This window comes from Novosphingobium sp. SG751A, from assembly GCF_013149295.1.
GTDB lineage: Bacteria > Pseudomonadota > Alphaproteobacteria > Sphingomonadales > Sphingomonadaceae > Novosphingobium.
The window spans coordinates 68,288-84,392 of the sequence record NZ_JABGCB010000020.1 but is presented as its reverse complement, the minus strand read 5'-3'; the positions used below and the strand labels follow the sequence as shown (position 1 = coordinate 84,392).

Annotated in this window: 12 protein-coding genes and 1 pseudogene; 9 read left to right on the top strand and 4 right to left on the bottom strand. The window is 63.5% G+C overall.

The window, feature by feature from the left end:
- From FHW96_RS21810 to FHW96_RS21770, 9 genes and pseudogenes are all read left to right on the top strand, one after another.
- A pseudogene (locus tag FHW96_RS21810) lies at positions 1-192 on the top strand (nitronate monooxygenase); the annotation flags it as partial.
- Positions 193-255: 63 nt separating this feature from the next.
- Positions 256-2,325 (top strand): PQQ-dependent dehydrogenase, methanol/ethanol family, encoded by a 2,070-nt coding sequence (locus FHW96_RS21805; RefSeq protein WP_253951141.1) that lies wholly within the window; start codon positions 256-258, stop codon positions 2,323-2,325.
- 79 nt (positions 2,326-2,404) lie between these two features.
- Positions 2,405-3,145: a TetR/AcrR family transcriptional regulator gene (locus FHW96_RS21800; RefSeq protein ID WP_172342675.1), complete on the top strand. Its 741-nt coding sequence runs from the start codon at positions 2,405-2,407 to the stop codon at positions 3,143-3,145.
- A 118-nt stretch (positions 3,146-3,263) separates the two neighbouring features.
- On the top strand, positions 3,264-4,067 hold the full coding sequence (locus tag FHW96_RS21795; protein WP_172342674.1) for an enoyl-CoA hydratase/isomerase family protein: 804 nt from the start codon (positions 3,264-3,266) through the stop codon (positions 4,065-4,067).
- Between the two features lie 4 nt (positions 4,068-4,071).
- Positions 4,072-4,713, top strand: coding sequence for a flavin reductase family protein (locus tag FHW96_RS21790; RefSeq protein ID WP_172342673.1), 642 nt, complete (start codon positions 4,072-4,074; stop codon positions 4,711-4,713).
- A gap of 161 nt (positions 4,714-4,874) precedes the next feature.
- The gene (locus tag FHW96_RS21785; protein ID WP_172342672.1) at positions 4,875-7,274 is read left to right on the top strand and encodes a CoA transferase; all 2,400 of its coding nucleotides are present in this window, start codon (positions 4,875-4,877) and stop codon (positions 7,272-7,274) included.
- Positions 7,275-7,304: 30 nt separating this feature from the next.
- The gene (locus tag FHW96_RS21780) at positions 7,305-8,309 is read left to right on the top strand and encodes an LLM class flavin-dependent oxidoreductase (RefSeq protein ID WP_371815783.1); all 1,005 of its coding nucleotides are present in this window, start codon (positions 7,305-7,307) and stop codon (positions 8,307-8,309) included.
- A gap of 12 nt (positions 8,310-8,321) precedes the next feature.
- Positions 8,322-8,963 (top strand): nuclear transport factor 2 family protein, encoded by a 642-nt coding sequence (locus FHW96_RS21775; RefSeq protein WP_172342671.1) that lies wholly within the window; start codon positions 8,322-8,324, stop codon positions 8,961-8,963.
- A gap of 2 nt (positions 8,964-8,965) precedes the next feature.
- A complete protein-coding gene (locus FHW96_RS21770) occupies positions 8,966-10,426 on the top strand; it encodes a carboxylesterase/lipase family protein (RefSeq protein WP_172342670.1) in 1,461 nt (486 codons plus the stop codon).
- Here the strand turns inward: FHW96_RS21770 and FHW96_RS21765 are convergent.
- From FHW96_RS21765 to FHW96_RS21750, 4 genes are read right to left on the bottom strand one after another with little or no spacing between them, the layout of a single operon-like run.
- Complete coding sequence (locus FHW96_RS21765) at positions 10,423-10,836, bottom strand: Zn-ribbon domain-containing OB-fold protein (protein ID WP_172342669.1); 414 nt, start codon at positions 10,834-10,836, stop codon at positions 10,423-10,425. The genes FHW96_RS21770 and FHW96_RS21765 overlap by 4 nt on opposite strands.
- Before the next feature lie 3 nt (positions 10,837-10,839).
- Positions 10,840-11,991: a thiolase family protein gene (locus FHW96_RS21760; protein ID WP_253951140.1), complete on the bottom strand. Its 1,152-nt coding sequence runs from the start codon at positions 11,989-11,991 to the stop codon at positions 10,840-10,842.
- A complete protein-coding gene (locus tag FHW96_RS21755) occupies positions 11,988-14,060 on the bottom strand; it encodes a 3-hydroxyacyl-CoA dehydrogenase NAD-binding domain-containing protein (RefSeq protein ID WP_172342668.1) in 2,073 nt (690 codons plus the stop codon). The genes FHW96_RS21760 and FHW96_RS21755 overlap by 4 nt, the downstream gene beginning before the upstream one ends.
- Positions 14,047-16,104: a PQQ-dependent dehydrogenase, methanol/ethanol family gene (locus tag FHW96_RS21750; protein ID WP_172342667.1), complete on the bottom strand. Its 2,058-nt coding sequence runs from the start codon at positions 16,102-16,104 to the stop codon at positions 14,047-14,049. The genes FHW96_RS21755 and FHW96_RS21750 overlap by 14 nt, the downstream gene beginning before the upstream one ends.
- Position 16,105: the final 1 nt, after the last annotated feature.

Here is a 16,105-nt window from a genome sequence, read left to right as displayed (position 1 = left end):
CCGCTGGTCAAAGGCGCCCGCGGCCGCGAGGGTCTCAGCACCGGCGACACCGCCCACGGCGTCATCACCGCAGGTCTCATCATGGGCCTCATCCATGATATCCCGACATGCCACGAACTTATCACGCGCATCGTCAATGAGGCCGAGGAGGTGATTACGCAGCGCCTGATGAAATTTGCATCACCGGCATAAAACGCCCCATTGACCTTCTGATAAAAATGCACAATGGTGCAGAAAATATCAGGAGAGAATGCCATGAAACCGATGGGGCGACCGTTGGGTTTGAAGCGCTCGGCTGCGTTGATGCTGGGTGCGGCCTGTGCGATCTCGACGCTGCAAGGGGCTGGCTGGGCTGGAAAAACCGCGCTGGCCATCCGTACCGACTGGCACGCTTTTGGCGGTGACAGCGACGAGCAGCATTACAGCCCGCTCGATCAGATCAACCAGGGCAATGTCAAGCAACTGGGCCTGGCATGGTCCTATGATGTGGACACATTTGACAGCTATACCCAGCCGATCGAAGTGGGCGGGGTGGTCTATTTCGCCGCCGGGCTGAGCGTCATTCATGCGCTGGACGCGCGCACGGGCAAGCTGCTGTGGAAATATGATCCCGATGTGGCCGGACAGCCCGAGGCCAAGACGCGGATGCGCGCAGGCTGGGGCACGCGCGGCATTGCGTATAAGGATGGCATAGTGTTCACCGCCACGCGCGAAGGGCGGCTGGTGGCGGTCGATGCCAAAACCGGCAAGCTGCGCTGGCAGGTCAAGACGCTGGATGAGGCAGAGAACGGCTATATCACCGGGCCGCCATGGGTGACGGGCGATGTGGTGGTGACCGGGTTTGGCGGGGCCGATTACAGCCCGACGCGCGGTTATGTGACGGCCTATGACATCAAGACCGGCAAGAAACGCTGGCGTTTTTACACCGTACCGGGCGATCCGGCCAAGGGCTTTGAAAACAAGGCCATGGAGGCGGCGGCCAAGACCTGGACCGGCGAATGGTGGAAATTCGGCGGTGGCGGCACTGTGTGGCACGCGATGGCCTATGACGCCAAATATGACCGCATTTATCTTGGCACCGGCAATGGCTGGCCGTGGAATGAAAAGATCCGCAGTCCCGGCGGCGGCGACAATCTGTACCTCGGCTCCATCTTGGCGCTGAACGCTAAGACCGGCGAATATGTCTGGCATTATCAGACCAACCCGGAAAACAGCTATGATTTCAACAATGCGATGGACATTGAACTGGCCGATGTGACCATCAATGGCAAATTGCGCCATGTGCTGATCCATGCGCCCAAGAACGGCTTTTTCTATGCGCTGGACCGGGAAACCGGCAAGTTCATCTCGGCGGGCGAATTTGCCAAGCAGAACTGGGCCAAGAGCATCGACCCGGTCACGGGCAAGCCGGAAATCAACCCGGATTCTCTCTATCAGGACGGCAAGGCCTTCGTCATTTTCCCCTTCCCCAATGGCGCCCATGGGGTTCAGGCCATGTCTTACAGCCCCAAGACCGGCCTCAGCTATATTCCGGTGATGGATGGCGGACGTGTGGTGGTCGATCCGCCCAATGTGAAGGACTGGACCTATCGTTCGGGCATGTTCGTCAACACCGGATTGGGCGTGCCGCCGCCCGGGGTGACGGCGCCTGCGGCTGTGTCAAAGCTGGTGGCGTGGGATGTGGCGAAGAACCGCGCGGCATGGTCGATCCCGCAGCCGGGCGTGTTTAACGGCGGCACAATGGCCACGGGCGGCAATCTGGTGTTTCAGGGGCTCAATGACGGCTCGTTCAACGCCTATTCGGCCCAGGATGGGCGCTCGCTCTGGTCCTATCCGATGCAGAACGGGATGCTGGCCGCGCCGATTTCCTATTCGATCGGCGGGCGGCAATATGTCACGATCATCACCGGTTTCCGGTCGAGCTATGCCAATACTCCCAACTGGGATTACCGCCAGCAACAGCGCCGGGTGCTGACCTTTGCGCTGGGGGCCACGCGCAAATTGCCCAAATTCACGCCTGTCGATGCGCCGATTATGGATGATCCCGGTTTTACCGTGGACGTTGCCAAGGCCAAGGTGGGGGCGGGGATTTACAACACCTCCTGCGTGATCTGTCATGGCGTGGGCATGGCGGCGGGCGGCGCGGCCCCCGATCTGCGCAAGGCGCCGATCCCGATGGATGCCAATGCTTTCAATGCGGTGGTGCATGACGGGGCGCTGATGGCGCGCGGTATGCCCGGTTTCGGCAACCTGAATGCCGATGAGATCGAGGGCCTGCGTCACTATATCCGCCAGCGCGCGAGAGAGACGATGGCTGCAAAATGAACGGTTCTGTCGGCGGCCCATATGGGTCAATGGGCCGCCGATGGTTGACCGTTTCTGATCTCATGTGCATGAAAGCCAGATGACAGGTGATCGTGACATGAACGTAACAAACGAGAGCAATGAACGCCCCCAGACCTATGCCAGCCCGGCGATCATCGAGCGGCGGCGGCGGATTCTGGAGGAAACGCGGCAGGTGATTGCCGAGCAGGGCATCACCGCGCTCAACATGAATGACATCGGGCGGCGCGCGGGCGTGGCCAAGCGCACGCTGTATAATGCGTTTCAGACGCGCGAGCGGATGATCGCGGCGGCCATTCAGGAATATTTCGAGGAATACGTCAGCCGCATCACCTTTACCCAGCCTTCGGGCACGCTTCAGCACAATCTGGAGCGGATGATTTCGGTGGTGCAGCGGAACCGGCGCATCCCCAATTACATCCGCGCGATCATGGCGCTCTATTTCAGCCCCGAGGTTGACGAGGACATCTGGCTTGCCATGCATTCGATCGCCACGCGCCAGAACCGGGCGTGGATCGAAAATCTGGCCGCGGGCAAACAGTTGCAGGCGTGGATCGAGGTCGACACGCTGGTCGATGATCTGGTGCGTTTGGAATATGCGATGATTAACGATTGGGCGCGCGGGCGGATTCCCGACGATGCGATCATTGTGCGGCTGATCACGTCCTATCTGACGCTGATCCTTGGCGCGGTACGCGGGGCGGCGCGCAAAGAGGTTGAGGCGATGCTGAAAGACATTGCCGAGCGTGGGGCTGAGGCTTTGCCGATGCGCAAGCGGGCCAAGGCGGAGGCGGCGGAGTAATCCGGATTAAAAATATACCATGATGCAAAATTCCTTGCCTCCCCGGCACGACCTGTCATAAGGTGCCGGGAACAGGGCGTCCGATCAGAGAGGCGCCAGAGGCAAGGAGACGTGAGCCATGAGCGAGGCGCAAGCCCCTGAAATCCTGTGCGAGAAGCGTGAGGACGGGGTGGTCCTGCTCACGCTCAACCGGCCTCATGCGCGCAACACCGTCTCCTTTGCCATGTGGGAGCAATTTTCCGCCGCGTTGGACGGGCTGGAGAATGACACGCCCGCGCGCGCGTTGGTCCTGTGCGGAGCGGGGGATTATTTTTCCAGCGGCGGCGATGTGAAGAACGGCCCCGCGCGCGGCGATGGCGCGATTCGTCTGGCCGCGCGGCTGGAGATGGGACAGCGGATCATCAACCGCCTGCGCGCTCTGCCGATTCCCACCATCGCAGCGGTTGAGGGCGGAGCCTATGGCATTGCGTGGAGTATCGCCATGGGGTGCGACATGTTGTTTGCCGCCGACAATGCCAAATTTGGCGCGCCTTTTCTGGACTATGGGCTGGTGCCTGATGGCGGCGCGGCTTGGTTTTTGACGCAAAGGCTGGGCCGGGCGCGGGCGGCGGAGATCATGTTTTCGGGCCGGACCTTGGCGGTCGAGGAGGCTTTCGATCTGGGGCTGATCAGCCGGGTCTTGCCGGCGGGCGAGGTCGTGAGCGGCGCGCTGGAGTTTGGCGCGGCCATCGGCGCGGGCAATCCCCATGCGGTCGAACTGACCAAGCGGCTGCTGCATATGGGCGAGACGGGCGATCTGGCCGCGACGCAGGCGCTTGAACTGATTTATTGCCACACCTGTCAGGCGGGCGAGGAAGTGCCCCGCGCCCGCGAAGCATTCAAGGCCCGCGCCGCCGCGCGCAACGTCCAGAAGGAGGCCTGATCCCATGCAATTCGATATGCGCGAACTGCCGATGGTGACGCGGTACAAGATCATCAATTCGACCATCACCCCGCGCCCCATCGCGTGGATCACCACGCTTTCGCCCGATGGCGTGGTCAATGCCGCGCCCTACAGTTTCTTCAATGCCGTGGGCACCGAGCCGCCGCTGGTGGTGTTGGGCCTGCTGAAAGAACCGCGCAGCCGGACGCTGAAGCACACCGCCACCAACATCATCGCCAATGGCGAATTTGTGGTGAACCTTGTGTGCGAGGCCGATGCGCAAAAGATGAACGAATGCTCGGTCGATGCCCCGGTCGAGGTGTCCGAAATCGACTATGCGGGCATTGCAGCCACGCCCAGCGTGGTCGTCGCCCCGCCGCGCATCGCCACAAGTCCCGTCAGCTTTGAATGCCGCAAGGTAGCCGCATTGGACATCGGCACGCAGCAGACCGTGGTGATCGGCGAAGTGCTGATGGCGCATATCCGCGACGAGTTCATCACCGACCGCGAGAGGGTCTATTTCGACACGCCCGCGATGAAGCTGATCGGCCGCACCCATGGCAGCGGGTGGTATGTGCGCAACAGCGATGCGTTTCAGATGGACCGCCCGGCCTTTGATCCCACGCGCCTCGCCTCATCGGATTAATTTGAACCCCAGGTGCAATATTACTTGCGTTGCCGGGTGATCTGGTGTCACTCTGCACGTCAATGGATAGAGCAGGCGGCGGCGATGATTCCCTAGCCTTGTCAGCCTGAAAACACGCCCAAAAGAATAAGCGGGGCGCAAGACCGCGAGAGGAGATTGCGATGCCAGGGCCACTGGATCATCTTGTTGTTGTCGAACTGGCGCAGTCGATGCCCGCCGCGATTGCCGCCATGCTGCTGTGCGATCACGGTGCCGATGTGGTCAAGGTCGAGCCGCGCGGCGGCAATTTCTTCGCCCATGACCTGACCCGCAAGAGCTGGGACCGGTCCAAGCGCAGCGTCGAGCTGGACATCGAGCTGGCGGCCGATCGCAAGGCTCTGCGCGGGCTGCTGGCGGGCGCGGATATTCTGATTCATGCGATGGACGAGGACGAGGCGGCCAAGCTGGGGCTGGACGAGGCCAGCCTGAAACGCGATTTTCCCGCGCTGGTGTCGGTGGCCATGACGGCTTACGGCGCGGACACGCCCTTTGCCGGCCGCCCCCATGGCGAGGCGCTGGCCGCCGCTTTGCTCGGCACGATGGTTGATCGCTCCAGCCCGTTCCGCCCCGGCCCGGTCTATCTGGGCCATCCTGCGCTGCATTACGGGCAGGCCTTTCTGGCCACCATCGGCGCGTTGGCGGCGGTGCGGGCGCGGCGCGAGATCGGCCATGGGCAAAGGGTCGAGGCATCCTTGCTGGATGCGATGATCGCGCAATCCCCGATGAACGACTGGTGGCAGGAAGACGGCATCAGCTATATCAAGAAGGGCGACGCCGGGGCGATGGATCGCTTTGGCAATACGCGCCTGGTTACCGGCATGTTCGAATGCGGCGACGGGCAATTCCTGCAATTCCACACCGGCGGTCCTGGCGGCTTTAAGGCGGCGATGGATGTGCTGGGCTTTGGCGACCGGGTGCAGACCATTGGCGGGGCGGAAATGCGCGTGCCGCTGACCGAGGAGGAATATAAGATCGCCCGCGTCGAAGTGCCCGAAGTGTTCAAGACCCGCCCACGCGATGAATGGATCAGGCTGCTCCATGCCGCCGATTCGGCCGCGCTGCCGGTGCTGCATCCCGCCGAAGTGCTGCTCGACGATCAGGTGGAATTTGTGGGCCAGCGCATCAGCCTGCCCGACCCCGATTTCGGCACGATCTATCAGGCCGCCCCGGCCGTGATCTTTAAGGGCACCCCTTGCGCCGCGCCGCGCCCTGCGCCCGCGATTGGCGCGAATAATGGTGATCTGGCGTCCTTGACCGCGCGGCCTGCGCCGAAAATCGCGACCAGCGGGCGGGCGATCAAGCGGCCCCTCGAAGGCATCAAGGTGGTCGATTTCTCTTCCTTCTTCGCGGTGGGTTTTGGCGGGCGTCTGCTCTCCGACCTTGGCGCCGATGTCATCAAGGTGGAAACCCCCGGCGGCGATCAGATGCGCCCTTTGCCCGACTGTTTCGACGCGGCCCAGCGCGGCAAGCGGGCGATGGTGCTGGACCTGAAAACGCCTGAGGCTTTGGAGGCGGCCTACAAGCTGGTCGCCACCGCCGATGTGGTCACGCACAACCTGCGCCCCGGCAAGGCGGACAAATTGGGCATCGGGTTTGAAAAGCTGCTCAGCATCAATCCGCGCCTGATCTATGCCTATATGCCCGGCTATGGCTCGCGCGGGCCGAAATCGCTGCTCAAGAGCTTCGCGCCGCTGGTGTCGGGCTGGACCGGCCTGCTGCGCGAGGGCGGGGGCGAGGGGAACCCGCCCACGCGCTCGGTATTCGGCAATGAGGATTACAACAACGGCTTCCTTGCCGCCGCCGGTATCCTGATGGCGCTGGAGCGGCGGGCGGTTTCGGGTGTGGGCGATTATATGGAATGTCCGCAATTGCATTCCAGCCTGTGGACCACATCGGAACATTTCCTCAATGCCGACAAGCAGGTGGTCTATGGCTTCCGGCTGGACAAGGATCAGGCGGGGATCAACGCGCTCGACCGGATCTATCGCACCACGGACGGCTGGCTGTGCATTTCCTGCCGGGCGGATGATCGCTTTGCCGCGCTGGGTTTTGCGGTGGGCCTGCCGCAATTGGCGGAGGATCCGCGCTTTGCCACCCCGCGCGCGCGCAGCGAGCATGACGGGCAATTGCAGGCGCTGCTTACCCCCTTCTTTGCGGCGCGCAGCAGCGCAGATGCCTATGCCGCGCTCGATGCAGCGGGCGCGCCCTGCGAAATCGTGCGCGAAAAGAGCTGGGTGCGCGAGGCGCTGATGGAGGATTGGGCGCAGGCCAGCAACCGCGTGGTCGAGGATCTGGACTCGATGTATGGCCATGTTCGCACTTTCGGCAGCTTCATCCACTTGAGTGAGACGTCCGGTTTTGCCAGCGGCACCGCGCCGCGCCTTGGCCATCATACACGCCAGATTCTGGGCGAGGTGGGTTATTCCGAGGCGGAGATCGACGCGCTGATCGCGGGCGGCAAGGCGATGCAGGCCGAGCGCATCACCGGCCGCATCGGCGGCCCGCGCGTGTCCGCCGCGTAAATCATAAAGATATAACAGGAGAGAAGAGCCGTGCAGCTCAACCTACGCTATGACATGAACCGCCCGGATTTCGGCGCTTCGCATCCCGCGCTTTACCGCGCCGCCATCGAGCAATCGGTCTGGGCCGATGGGCTTGGTTTCACGCAGGTGTTCCTGGCCGAACATCACGGGGCCGAGGGCGGTTATTGCCCCTCGTCCATGGTGCAGGCGGCCTCGATTCTGGGGTCGACCAAGAACATCGCCACGCACCTGTCGGCGCTGGTGGTCACGATGCATGATCCGCTGCGTCTGGCCGAGGATCTGGCGGTGCTGGACAATATCGGGCCGGGGCGGGTCTGGCTGACGGCGGGCATGGGCTATCGCCCGCATGAATTCGAGATGTTTGGCAAGGATATCACCAAGCGTCTGGGCATCATGAACGAGGCGATGGCCACGCTGAAATCGGCATGGACGGGCGAGCCGTTCGAATTTCGCGACCGCACCGTGCGCGTCACGCCCACCCCCGCAACGCCCGGCGGCCCCAAGATCTATATGGGCGGATCGACCGACAAATCCGCCATCCGCGCGGCCAAGGCGGGCTATCAATATTTCCCTGGTCATCCCGACCTGTTCGTTCTGTATAAAGAGGAGCGCGCCAAGGCCGGTTTCCCCGCGCCCGAGGAATATCGCCAGCCTGCCGCCAGTTTCCTTTATGTGACCGAAGACCCGGATCGCGATTGGCCGATTGTCGCGCCCCATGTCGCCTATGCCACCAATGCCTATGCCGAATGGGCCAAGGAGCGCGGCGAGGGCCAGACCCGTTACAGCCCCGCGCAAACTGTCGAGGGCCTTAAAGCCATGCCCAACATCAAGGTGGTCACGCCCGATGAGTGTTTCGACTATCTGGTCGGGCTTGGTCGCGGCACGGCGGTGACGTTCCATGCGCTGCTGGGCGGGCTTGATCCGGAAGTGTCGTGGCGCAGCCTGCGCCTGTTTGAAAGCGCGGTTCTACCCCGGTTGATGACGGTGCCCGGCTTGCTCGAAATGTGCGATTAAGGGGAGGCGGTGATGGAAGAACAGAACCGGCGGCGGATGCTCGGCACTTTGCTGGGCACGCCTTTTGCGATGGCGGCGGCGGGCAATGCGATGGCTGCGCCCAGTGCCAAGCCCGCAGCCAAATTGAGCCTTGCCGAACGCATCGACGTGCTGGAATCGAAAGAGGCGATTGCCTCGCTGCTCAACGCCTATGCCAGAGCGAATGACCGCGCGGACGAGGCGTTGCTGCGCAGCCTGTTCTGGCCCGAATCGACGCATAAGCATGGGCGGTTTGAGGGCAAATCGAGCGATTTCGTCGGCTTTGCTTTCAAAATCGTCTCGGCGCTCAAATATGCCTGCCATCATATCAGCAATATCAGCGTCGAGGTGAAGGGCGACCGGGCGTTCTCCGAATGCTACTATTTCGCCCAGCATCGCCGCGACCGCAAGGATGGCACCGGCGAGGAGGACGTGTTCTTCCAAGGCCGCTATCTCGACGATCTGGAGCGCCGCCATGGCGAGTGGAAGATCATCCGCCGCCGTGGCCTGTCGGATTACACCTCGCCCGCGTTCCCGTCCGAAACGCTGCAATCCAGTTGGCCCGCAGGCCAGCATAGCGAGAAGGCGCCCAGCGACGATTATTACAAGATGCTGGCCGAGTTCCGGGCGCGATAGGCATGCGTTTCTGGCCCCTGATCGCCGCCGCGCCGCTGATTTTGGCCAATGGCGGCGATCCGGTGGTGCGCACGGCCGATGGCGCGGTGCGGGGCCAAGCCATCGAACAGGGCGCGGCGTTTCGGGGCATACCCTTCGCCGCGCCCCCGGTCGGCCCCTTGCGCTGGCGCGAGGCGCGGCCTGCACGGCCATGGCGCGACATTCGCGATGCGCGCTCTTTTGGCGCGGCCTGCATCCAGCCAACGCGGGGCGAAGCATTGCCCCAGAGCGAAGATTGCCTGACGCTCAATGTCGTCACGCCGGACCGGCATGCAAAGGGTCTGCCGGTGTTGGTGTCGATCCATGGCGGGGCCTTTGCCTTTGGCTCGGGGCGCTATATCGCCGATCAAGATCTCTCGCCTATTGTTCGGCGGGGCGTGGTGCTGGTTTCGCCCAATTACCGGGTGGGGCGCATGGGCTTCTTTGCCCATCCGGCGCTCAGGGCTGAAAACGGTCGCGCCACGGGCAATTTCTGGCTTTCCGATCAGATCGCGGCGCTGCGCTGGGTGCGCGACAATATCGCCCGCTTTGGCGGCGATCCGGCCAAGGTGACGGTGCTGGGCTGCTCGGCGGGCGGGTCTTCGGTCAATGCGCTGATGGCCGCGCCTGCGGCAAGAGGCCTGTTCGCGCGCGCCTCGGTCCATTCGGGAGGGGGCTTTTTCAACGCCAGTCGGCCCATGGCTCTGGGCGAGGCGCAGGGTCTGGCTTTCGCGCAAAGGGCGGGGGCGAAAACGCTGGCGCAATTGCGCGCGCTCTCCCCGGCGCAGGTGCTGGCCGCCGATCCCGGTGCGCCCGATTATGGCGCGATGGAGGATGGGCGGCTGGTGCCGATGGGCGTCTCGCGGATCTTTGCGGCCGGGCGTCAGGCGCATGTGCCGCTGATCGTGGGATCGACCAGCAACGAGGCCAGCGTGTTCGGCCTGATGGGTTTTGACGCGGGGGTTTTGCGTGATCGCTTCGGGATTGATGTGGCGGCCCTGCGCCCGATCTATGGGCGTTTGCCCGACCCGGAACTGCTGCGCCGGATTCAAACCGATTTCATCTTCACCAGCGCCTCGCAGGGCATGGCCGGATTGGCCGCGCGTGCCGCGCCCACATGGTCCTATCATTTCGCCTTTGTGCCGCAGGCGGATCGCACCACCAGCCCCGGCGCGCCGCATTGCGCGGATATGCCCTATCTCTTCGGCCTGAAATCCGCCCTTGATACCGATGAGGCCAGACTGGCTCAGGCGATGCAGGATTATTGGTACAATTTCATTGCCACCGGCAACCCCGGCCCATCGTGGCCCGCCGTTCGGCCCGGCCATCCCGCGCCGATGGTCTTTGACGCCGCCTCGCGGGTCGAGCCCGATTTTCAGCGCGAAAGGCTGGATTACTGGTGGAGCCGCTGGCTGCGTGAGAGCGGCTCCACCATAACGCCTTAGGCAGGAACGAAACCGGCGATCTTGTGGTCGCCAACCTCGACCGGGCGAAACCGCAACCGCATCCCGCAGGCGGGCGTCACGCCCTCATCATCAACCAGCACGCCCGCGATCCGCACGCCGGGCGCATCGTCCGGCTCGAACAGGATGACGGTATAGGGCACCTCATCCTTGTGATCGCCGGGCAGCAGGCTGCGCACCACGGTGGTGAACGTATAGGCATGGCCCAGCGGCGAAACCGCCCGCCATTCCAGCCGCGCATCGGGCCGCCCCGGCACCACCTCTGGCGGATACCATTGGAATTCGCCCGTTTCCGCGTCCACCGTCACGCGCAATTCGCCCGCGTCGAGCCCATCATAGAAGCCCTGAAACAAAGGGTCTTCCAGATGGACGGGATAGTTGGGTAGCCCCATGTCTTACATCCTTGCCAGAATGGTGGTGGAATGGTTGTTGCCGCCAAGGCCCGCAATCGCGCAGAGCCTTGCGTCCGCCACCTGCCGCGCGCCTTCGCCCCCGCGCAATTGGCGCACAGCCTCGATCAGCAGGTTCATGCCTGGCACATAGCCGCCCGACATATGGCCGCCGCTGGTGTTGATCGGCATCTTGCCCCCCGGCATGGCATGGCCTGCGGCATAGAAACGCGGCGCCTCGCCCACATCGCACAGGCCCAGCATCTCGGTTTGCACCAGAGCGGAGATGGTGAAGCCGTCATAGACCTGCGCCAGATCGAGATCCTTGGGGTCCACGCCCGCCATCGCATAGGCCTGCGCCGCCGATTCCCGGCCCGGAAATTCGAAAGTGCAGGGTTTCTGGCTGAACAGCACACCATGGGGATAATTGTTGTATCCCAGCCCCAGCCCCTGAACCGCCACAACGGGGTGGGGCAGGTCGCGCGCATATTCGACGCTGGAGACGACATAGGCCCCGCCGCCATCCGTGGTCAGGCAGCAATCGGCCACGCGCAAGGGCGTCGAAATCATCGGGCTGGCGCGATAGGCGGCAAGGTCCATCGGGTCGCGCCGCTGCGCCGAAGGGGTGATGGCCGCCCAAGCGCGATAGGTCATGGGCAGGGCGGCCTGCTCCTCCTCGGTCATGCCATATTCGTGGGCATAGCGGTTGGCCATGCTGGCGAAATAGGTCGGCTGGCCAAAGAAACCGGCGGGCATTTCGAGGCCCGCCTTTTGCGGTTCGCGCGCATGGAAGGCATAGACGCCCCCCGGTTTGGTCGAGCGGATGGCATAGGGCACCAGCACATGCTTGCACAGGCCTGCCTCGATGGCCAATTGGGCAAGCCGCAGCGCATCGCCCGAGGTTGCCGTGCCGCCCGCGCTGTCGGTCACGGCCGAGAAACGCTTTTGTCCCGCGCCGATCGCATGAGCCACTTCCTCGGACGGGTGCCCCGCATATTTGTTGATGATATAGCCGTCGATGTCGGCGGGCCGCAGCCCCGCGTCCGCAATGGCGGCGAGGCTGGCGCGGGTCATCATCTGCATGACATGCTCCTCGCCCTTGCGCAGGAACGGGGTTTCACCGACGCCGGTGATGGCGATCTTGCCGGATTTCATCATGCGTTGAATCCTTTTCCTGCGGCCACCAGCCGTTCGATCAAAGGCGATGGCGTAAACGCCGCCCCATGCGCCGCCTCCAGCGCGCGCAGCCGCTCCAGCACGTGGGGCAGCCCTTGCAGATCGGCCCAGAACATCGGCCCCCCGCGATATTTGGGCCAGCCATAGCCGGTGATCCACACGATATCGACATCGCTGGCCCGCGCGGCAATGCCTTCGTCGAGGATCTTGGCGCCTTCATTGACCATGGCGAACAGGATGCGGTCGTGGATTTCAGCATCGGAAATTTCGCGCCGCATGATGCCCTGTTTGGCCGCAAAACCTTCGATCACCTCGATGGCGATGGGGGAAGGCGTGGCATTGCGCTTCTCGTCATAGTCATAATAGCCGCCGCGTGTCTTCTGCCCATGGCGGCCCATTTCGTTCAGGATCTCGCGCACATTGGCCGAGGCCGTCGTCGCCCGGTTCCAGCCGACATCCAGCCCCACCAGATCGCGCATCTGGAAATGGCCCATGGCAAAGCCGAAATCATACAGCACCTTGTCGATGGCCCATGGCGTTGCGCCCTCCAGCGCCAGCGCGTCGGCCTGCGCATTGCGGGCGGCCAGAATGCGATTGCCGACAAAGCCGAAGCCATTGCCGCAAAGCACGCCGATCTTGCCGATGGTCTTGGCCAGCTTCATGGCTGTCGCATAGACAGCGGGCAGCGTGTCTTTGGTGCGCACCACCTCCAGCAATTTCATGACATTGGCGGGCGAGAAGAAATGCAGGCCCAGCACATATTCGGGCCGCTTGGTGACGGCGGCAATGTCATCGATGTCCAGATAGGACGTGTTGGTGGCCAGCATCGCACCGCGCCGCGCAATCGCGTCGAGGCGGCGGAAAATCTCCTGCTTCACATCCAACTGTTCAAATACCGCCTCGATCACCAGATCGACCTGCGCCAGATCCTCCAGCGCCAAAGTGCCTTGGATCAGGCCCATGCGGGTTTCGACATCTTCGGGCTTCATCTTGCCCTTGGCGGCGGTGGTTTCATAATTCTTGGCGATGATGCCAAGGCCCCGGTCCAGCGCCTCCTGCGTGGTTTCCACGAGGGTTACGGGGATGCCGACATTGGCGAAATTCATCGCAATGCCGCCGCCCATCGTGCCAGCGCCAATCACGCCCACGCGGGCCACGGGCAGGATTGCGGTATCGGCGGGCACGTCCACCTTGGCGGCCTGACGCTCGGCAAAGAATACGTGGCGCTGGGCGGCGGATTGGCTGTCGGCCATCAGTTGATCGAACAGCGAGCGCTCGTATTTCAGCGCCTCGTCAAAGGGCAGGTCCGACAGCGTCGCCTCGATGCAGCGGATGTTAAATTCGGGCGCAAGGAAGCCACGGAATTTGCGGGCATTGGCGCGGCGGAAATCCTCGAAGATCGCTGGATTGGAGCGGGCCTCCTCCAGCTTGTCGGCTTTGTCGCGCACCTTCACCAAGGGGCGACTTTCATCCAGCACGCGATTGGCAAAAGCCAGCGCATCGGCGCGCAGATTGCCCTCGCTGGCCAGCTCATCGACCAGCCCCATGGCCAGCGCCGCCTTGGCCGAAACGGACTCGCCGCTCGTCACCATCTCCAGCGCCTTGGCCACGCCCACCACGCGCGGCAGGCGCTGCGTGCCCCCCGCGCCCGGCAGCAGGCCGAGCTTGACCTCGGGCAGCCCGCATTTGGCCGAAGGCACCGCGATCCGGTAATGCGCCACCAGCGCCAGCTCCAGCCCCCCGCCCAGCGCCGTGCCATGGATCGCGGCGATCACTGGCTTGGGGCTGTTTTCCAGCAGCTTTTGCAGATCGCGCAACGAAGGCTCCCACTGCGGTTTGCCGAATTCGGAAATATCGGCCCCGGCAAAGAAGGTGCGCCCTTCGCAGATGACCAGCACCGCGCCCACGGCATCGTCAGCTATCGCGGCCTCAAACGCATGAGCCACGCCCTGACGCACCGCATTGGACAGCGCATTGACCGGCGGCGAGTTGACCGTGATGACCCCAATCCGTCCTTCGACCGACAAAGCCGTGACATCATTGACCTTCATGCAAACCTCTGTTCGTTGGCTGACCCGGCTTGGCGGAGATCCGCTCGCGGGCGCGTTGACGGATGTAGTGGCGCAGATCCTCGATCTCGCCATCGCTCAATTCTTCAAATTGCGGCATGCCGCGCTCGCGCAGCAGCCCGTCATGCAGCACCGCGCGAAACGAGGCCGTGTCCAATGCAATGGGCGACTGGGCCAGATCGGGCGCCGTGCCGCCCGACACCGTGGCCGCGCCGTGACAGATCGAACAACGCTGGGCAAAAGCGCCATTGCCCGCCGCAACGCGCGACGTCACGGGTGCAAAAGCGGGATCGTCCAGCACCGGCGTTTCCACCTGCGCCGCGCGCGGTAGGCGTGCTTTGCCGCCAAGGGCAAAGGTCAGCAGCCGCCATTGCTGGGTCCGGTAATTCCATTCACGCGGCAGGCCGGTGGCACTGGCGAAACGCGCGCCCGCGATCACGCTGACATATTGGCGGCCATGGGCGCGATAGGTGATGGGCTGGGCCATCACCGCCGTTTGCGCGTTGAAGGACCATAATTTGCGGCCCGTTGCCGCGGCATAGGCGTCGAACGTCCCGCCTGCATTGCCCGCAAACAGCAAGCCGCCGCCCGTGCTGGCCGTGCCGCCACCGCCGCGAATGCCGGGCATGGGGATGCTCCATGCCTCGCTCTGCGTCGCCGGGTTCCATGCCAGTAGAAAACTGGTGGCCGCGCGATCCGGGGCCACGCCGGGCGGCGGCGCGCCGGTGCCGGTGGACAGGCGCTGCCCATCGAGATGCCGCCAGCCTGCCAGCCCGCTTTCAGGGTCGACGTAAACCCGCCCCTGATCCATCGTCGGAATATAGAGCAGCCCGGTCGCCGGGTTATAGCTCATGGCCTCGATATTATGCGCGCCAAAGGGCGAGGGATAGACCACCGCAGGCCGCCCATCGGGATAGCGCGCCTCGGGGTTCTCGATGGGGCGGCCGGTGGCCACATCGATCCCCTTGGCCCAGTTGACCGGCACGATGTTCTTGGCCGAGATCAGCTTGCCGTTTTCCCGGTCGATCACATAGACAAAGCCGTTCTTGGGCGCATGCATCAGCACGGGGCGCTTCTGCCCGTTCACCACCATGTCGGTCAGCTCGATGTCCATCGCGGAATTGAAATCCCACGTTTCGCCGGGATTGGTCTGATAGTGCCAGACATATTCGCCCGTATCCGCATCCAGCGCGACGATGGAGCAGAGGAACAGATTGTCGCCCCCGCCGGGCGAACGGATCTTGCGGTTCCATGGGGAACCATTGCCGATGCCGATATAGATCCGGTTGAAACGCGGATCATAGGCCATCGCGTTCCACACCGTGCCGCCGCCGCCATAGCGCCACCACTGCCCGTTCCACGTCTTGGCCGCCATTTCCATGGCCTTGTTTTCAAAGCCCTTCGCCGGATCGCCGGGGACGGTGTAGAAGCGCCAGAGCTGCTTGCCGGTCTTCTGGTCATAGGCCGTCACATAGCCGCGCACGGGGGCAAAATCGGCGCCGCCATGACCGATGATGACCTTGCCGCGAAACACCCATGGCGGGCCGGAGATATAGCGTTCATCGTCCGGCTCGATGGTCATGCTTTGCCACGCCGGACGCCCGGTTTTGGCATCCAGAGCAATCAGGCGGCCATCCAGCGTGCCAAAGAAGATCCGTCCCGCATCATAGGCAAGGCCGCGAATGCCCCATGCTCCGCGCATCTTGTGGCCCGCCGCTTTCCATGTCTGCGCATCGTAATGCCAGAGCTCGCGGCCCGTGGCGGCATCCACCGCCCGGATATGGCTGGTGCCGGAGGCGTAATAGACCACGCCGTCGACGGCGATGGGGGCCGAAAGCGCGCTGCCCCCGTCATTGATGTCTTTGTACCATGCCAGGCCAAGCTGTTTGACATTGCCCGCGTTGATCTGGGCCAGCGGGCTGTAGTGGTTTTCATCCGGCCCGCCATATCCGGCCCAGTTGACATTGGGCGCGGGAGGCGTGGCGGCCAGCAGGGCCAGCGGCAAAAGAGCTGCAAAACGACGCATG